We start from the raw sequence: 5,159 nt of genomic DNA on the forward strand, positions 1-5,159 counted from the left end.
CCCTGCCTTCCTTACCTGTTTTGGCAAAGTGCCAATATCGATCTGTCGAAGAAACTCCAATGGCATGCTGCTCCCCTTGCATCGTGTAGAGGTGTCGCGGCCTGACCGACGTCCCGATCTGGATGCCTTCACCCATGGCACTGTGGGCCCGTCTCAAGCCCGATTCGTGCGCTTGGCATGCCAGCGCGTAGATTTCGGTCACCCTCTGCCCTGCCCGCATGAGCCGCAAAACTTTGCGTTGGGTGCCAATACCGCAGAGCACTTGGTGCACTGCGTTGCGACCATGCTGGTGCCACACTGCTGGCAGAACTTCGCGCCTGGCTGGTTCGCGCAACCGCAACTCGCGCACGCGATGAGATTCGCTGGTCGCTGGGTGTTGGGTCCATCGCTATAGCCGCGATTGTGGTCGCTGTCTCGGTAATTTCCGCCATGGTGGCCGCGGCCGCCGCCGCCGTGATGTCCGCTGAAAAGCTTGTTGAAGAAACTCATCACTTACTCCTGCGCATGTTGTGATGGGCTTATTTGAAACCTTGTGGTGGCTTCAAGGTCAACGCATTTCGACTGATACGGGCCTAGATTACGCAGATGTAATCTGCGCGATAACTCAGCGTTATCCGGCCCTCTTCACAGGGTCGATTTTTTTCATGTTTTACATGGACGCGGCCTTTCGGCGTGCAGGTTCCCGGGCTGAGCTACTACAATTTTCGAATGCGTTCCAAACTGCTCGCTCTGCTCATCGCACTGTTGCCCTTGCAACTGTGCTGGGCGGCAGTGGCTCCTTACATTCACGAGGACGCACGCGGCGCCGCGCACATTGCCGGTGTGCATGGCCTAGAGATCATGCAATCGCAAGAGGGTCCTCTTGACGTGAGTCCCGCGCTCCAGATCGGTCTCGATTCTTCGCAGAAAGCGGATGCCTCCGGCGTGGACGTGGACTGTGGCGTCTGCCATTCGCACAGCCCTGCTGCTCCACAGCACAGTCTTATGACTGCGATCGCGGTGGCCCATGAACTCTTTGGTGCAATCGCGTTTGCGCCCAAGGCTCCTCCCACGCCCCTTCGCCCTGAACGCCCGCAGTGGCTCGCCCTGGCCTGACCAAGGCGTCGGTTCCTCACCGGAACCGCTGCTGACCCGCGAGCCAGCCTGCACTGCTGCAGCTGGCCTGTCTGTTCGTTTCAGGGAGTTCTCATGGTCTTTGCCGACGTTTCGCGCGGCCTACTGATCTCATGGACGCGTAGCACCACACGGGGGCGCGCTTTCGAATCTCGCACGCAGGGCTTGTGCCCATGAGCCGGTCTTGGCTGACGCTACTGTGCGCTTGGCTGGTTTCGATCGCGGCCACCGGTGGTGCTGTGTTCATCGGCGAAGTCATGGGCATGACGCCGTGCGTGCTGTGCTGGTACCAGCGCATCGCCATGTTCCCTATCGCTCTTGTACTTGGCATGTCGCTGTACGCGGAAGACCGCCGAGGAGCTGTCTACGCGTTGCCGATGGCACTCACTGGCTTGGTGATCGCTGGGTATCACAGCCTCCTGGTGGCGGGGCTTGTTCCTCAGACGTGGATTCCCTGCTCTGCAGGAGTGTCTTGTGCCAACCAGAAGCTCAGCATCTTCTTGGGTCTGGAGCTGCCCTGGCTCTCTTTCTCATCCTTCGCTGCCATAGCAGCGTTCCTCTTCGTCTACTTGCGCGGAACCCGTCAATGATCTCTAAAAAAGCAATCGTCGCCCTCGTGCTGATCGTTTCTGCAAGTGCCTTCGCTGTCGGTGCATACGTCTACCAGCACAACGCACTGGGGGAGAAACAAGCGGTTGTCATCAGCCAGTCCGAGCACCTCGTGCGGATGCACTCACCTGTCCTGGGTCCACGCGAGGCACCGGTCACCATCGTAGAGTTCTTCGACCCCGCGTGCGAGACGTGCCGTGCCTTCTATCCCATCGTCAAAGACTTGATGCGGCAATATCCAGCCGATGTCCGGTTGGTGATCAGGTATGCCCCTTTTCACCGCGGGGCAGACCAAGTGGTCAAACTGCTGGAAGCCGCCCGCAAGCAAGATCGATTCGTTCCCGTGCTTGAGTCTTTGCTAGATACGCAGCTAAGCTGGGCAGACCACGGCTCCCCTCGCCTTGAGCTGGCCTTAAGAGCAGCAGCGCAGGCTGGCTTGGACTTGCGACGTGCGCAGGCAGATATGGCCACTCCAATGATGGATGCTGTCATCCAGCAGGATTTGCAGGACATCAACGCGCTCCAAGTCAGCAAGACGCCGACCTTCTTCGTCAATGGTCGCCCGCTTCCCAGTTTCGGAGCCAAGCAACTGGCAGACCTGGTTTCCCAGGAAGTCGCGAAGGTCAAGAAGTAGCTGCTGTCGTGCGGATCCAAGCCGCCAAGTTGGCCCCGCAATCAAAACACCTTCGCGCTTGACTTTGAAGTTACTTTAAGGTTTCCAATCAAATTACACCAAGGAACCAACACCATGAATTCAAACGAGAACGCCCACAAAGACCATGCGGCGGACGCCTGTTGCGCTGCAGATGCGAAGGCACAGGCACCGTCATCCGCTCCCACTTCCGGCTCCGCATCCAGAGGGGCCGTATTCCGAATATCAACGATGGACTGTGCTGCGGAGGAGAGCGAGATCCGACGTGCGCTGGAACCGATTCCGGGTGTGCGGGGGCTGGGCTTCCAATTGGGTGCTCGCACCCTGACAATCGACGCACCCGAGAACGTGATCCCCGAGGCCGTGGCTGCCATCCGCAAGGCGGGCTTTAATCCCGAGCCAGTGGCACCCGCACACGGCGGGGTCAACAGTGATGACCACGGCAGCACGGCAGAAGGGCTGGGGCGGATGGTGCTGGCACTTGCGTTGGCTATCGCGGCAGAAACCCTGTCCTTCTTCGCACCGGACACCACGGTATTCAAGGGCATCGGCATGGCGGTTGCGGCCACAGCGATCTGGCTCGCAGGCTTTTCAACCTACCGCAAGGGCTTTGCAGCGCTCATGCAAAAGCGCCTGAACATCAATGCGCTGATGACCGTTGCCGTGACGGGGGCCTTCCTCATTGGCCAGTGGCCAGAAGCAGCAATGGTGATGGCTTTGTATGCTATCGCCGAGCTGATTGAAGGACGGGCAGTCGATCGGGCCAGAAATGCGATCAAGAGTCTGCTCGACCTCACGCCAGATACCGCTGAAGTCCGCCAGTCCGACGGAAGCTGGACGATGACGCCAGCGGCGGATGTGCAAATCAACGCGATCGTTCGCGTGAAGCCCGGTGCGCGTATACCGCTCGACGGGACTGTGGCCAGCGGGACCAGCGCTGTCAACCAGGCCCCGGTGACAGGAGAGAGCATCCCGGTGGACAAGGCGCAGGGCGACCCCGTCTTCGCAGGCACGATCAATGAGACTGGCACCATTGAAATCACCGTGACGGCCGCGGCAAGCAATACGACCTTGGCACGCATCATTCAGTCGGTCGAACAAGCCCAGGGCTCGCGGGCTCCTACCCAACAATTCGTTGATCGATTCGCCGCTATCTACACGCCAGGGGTGTTCATCATCGCTGTGCTGGTCGCGGTCCTGACCCCCGTGTTTCTGGACTTAACCTGGATGCAGGCGCTGTACAAGGCGCTGGTCCTGCTGGTAATCGCATGCCCCTGTGCCCTCGTGATCGCGACCCCGGTCACGGTGGTCAGCGGGCTCGCATCGGCGGCCCGCCGCGGCATCTTGATCAAGGGTGGGGTGTACCTCGAAGATGCACACAAGCTCAAGGCCATCGCGCTGGACAAGACCGGGACGATCACGGAAGGCAAGCCGAAGCTCGTGGAAAAAGCCGTGCTTGCAACCAGGCAGTCAGAAGCCGTTGTGCTGGGATGGGCGGCGGATCTCGCAGGGCATTCGGATCACCCTGTGTCGAAGGCCATTGCAAAGGGCTTGGATGCCGGAAAAGGCGGTGTGAGCGGGTTCAAGGCGCTTGCCGGCAGGGGTGTAGAAGCCCAACTCCAAGGACAGACGCTGGTGCTTGGAAATCACCGCCTCATCGAGGAGCGGGGACTGTGCTCGCCAGCGATCGAGGAGCTGCTCGCCAGCCACGAGGCAAAGGGGCGAACGGTCACCCTTCTGGCGGATGAACGCGAGGTTCTTGCCCTCTTTGCTGTGGCTGACACCATCAAGGACAGCTCGCGCGAAGCCATAGGGCAACTGCACGAGCTCGGCGTCGCGTCGGTCATGCTCACAGGTGACAACGTGTCGACGGCACAGGCCATTGCCAAGCAAGCGGGCATCGACAAGGCGCACGGAAATCTGCTGCCCGAGGACAAGCTTTCGGCCATCGAGAAAATGCAGGCTGAGCACGGCCCCACCGCGATGACTGGGGACGGGATCAACGATGCCCCGGCGCTTGCGCGTTCAGACATCGGTATCGCCATGGGCGCCGCGGGCACGGACACGGCCATGGAAGCCGCAGACATCGTCATCATGAATGACGATCTGCGACGTATCCCCGAGGTCATCAGGCTCTCCCGGCGCACACGCAACATTCTTCTGCAGAACATCGCTTTTGCCTTGGGCATCAAAGCAGTGTTCCTGGTCCTCGCCGTGTTCGGGAACGCGTCCATGTGGATGGCTGTCTTTGCCGATATGGGGGCCAGCCTTCTGGTGGTGATCAACGGTCTGCGGCTGCTGCGCGGCGTGTCAGAAAAGGCCTGAGCATGACAACGTTTGGAACGAGAATCCGCCCCGCCGTGGATGCGAAATTGCACGCTGCCACGACTGCCGGCAACGCAGCCAAGCGCAGGTGAGCTTTCGCTAACTGGAGCGCGCTCACGTCCTTGGTCAAGCTTTCACAGCGCAGCATGTTCGGGTGCACCTGCGTATGCTTGTATGGGGATTCAGGCAGAAAAGCCCGCGCGAAGTTTTGTGTCACTCGATGCGAATCTTGGGAGCTGCCACCAAAACTGTCATTGGATGGGTGCCCGCCGGCAATACTGGTGGTGCGAACGTCAGTCCGATCAAGCCTCTGCCGATCCCTGAAGACCTGCGTCGCACGATCGAGCGCACCCGCAATTAGCGCAAGGCTGGACGAGGTAGACAAAAAAGCCCCGCGGCGTGGGTGCCGCGGGGCTGAAATGAAGCTCAAACTCGCTAACTATCTACCCTGGGATCAAAA

At 60.0% G+C, this 5,159-nt stretch carries 6 protein-coding genes; 5 read left to right on the top strand and 1 reads right to left on the bottom strand.

The features are described from left to right. Nucleotides 1-198 precede the first annotated feature (198 nt). Nucleotides 199-489 (bottom strand): zinc ribbon domain-containing protein, encoded by a 291-nt coding sequence (locus DBR23_RS32335; protein ID WP_108499596.1) that lies wholly within the window; start codon nucleotides 487-489, stop codon nucleotides 199-201. 219 nt (nucleotides 490-708) lie between these two features. On the opposite strand from DBR23_RS32335, the gene DBR23_RS22140 reads away from it, so the two are divergent. From DBR23_RS22140 to DBR23_RS32340, 5 genes are all read left to right on the top strand, one after another. After that, complete coding sequence (locus tag DBR23_RS22140) at nucleotides 709-1,095, top strand: hypothetical protein (protein WP_108499597.1); 387 nt, start codon at nucleotides 709-711, stop codon at nucleotides 1,093-1,095. Nucleotides 1,096-1,286: 191 nt separating this feature from the next. Beyond that, a complete protein-coding gene (locus DBR23_RS22145) occupies nucleotides 1,287-1,703 on the top strand; it encodes a disulfide bond formation protein B (RefSeq protein WP_108499598.1) in 417 nt (138 codons plus the stop codon). Further along, complete coding sequence (locus tag DBR23_RS22150; protein WP_108499599.1) at nucleotides 1,700-2,356, top strand: thioredoxin domain-containing protein; 657 nt, start codon at nucleotides 1,700-1,702, stop codon at nucleotides 2,354-2,356. The genes DBR23_RS22145 and DBR23_RS22150 overlap by 4 nt, the downstream gene beginning before the upstream one ends. A gap of 114 nt (nucleotides 2,357-2,470) precedes the next feature. Beyond that, on the top strand, nucleotides 2,471-4,699 hold the full coding sequence (locus tag DBR23_RS22155) for a cation-translocating P-type ATPase (RefSeq protein WP_108499600.1): 2,229 nt from the start codon (nucleotides 2,471-2,473) through the stop codon (nucleotides 4,697-4,699). 154 nt (nucleotides 4,700-4,853) lie between these two features. Beyond that, the gene (locus DBR23_RS32340) at nucleotides 4,854-5,060 is read left to right on the top strand and encodes a DUF3703 domain-containing protein (RefSeq protein WP_366828357.1); all 207 of its coding nucleotides are present in this window, start codon (nucleotides 4,854-4,856) and stop codon (nucleotides 5,058-5,060) included. The last annotated feature ends 99 nt before the right edge of the window (nucleotides 5,061-5,159 follow it).

This window comes from Acidovorax sp. HMWF018, assembly GCF_003061035.1.
Lineage (GTDB): Bacteria > Pseudomonadota > Gammaproteobacteria > Burkholderiales > Burkholderiaceae_C > Acidovorax > Acidovorax delafieldii.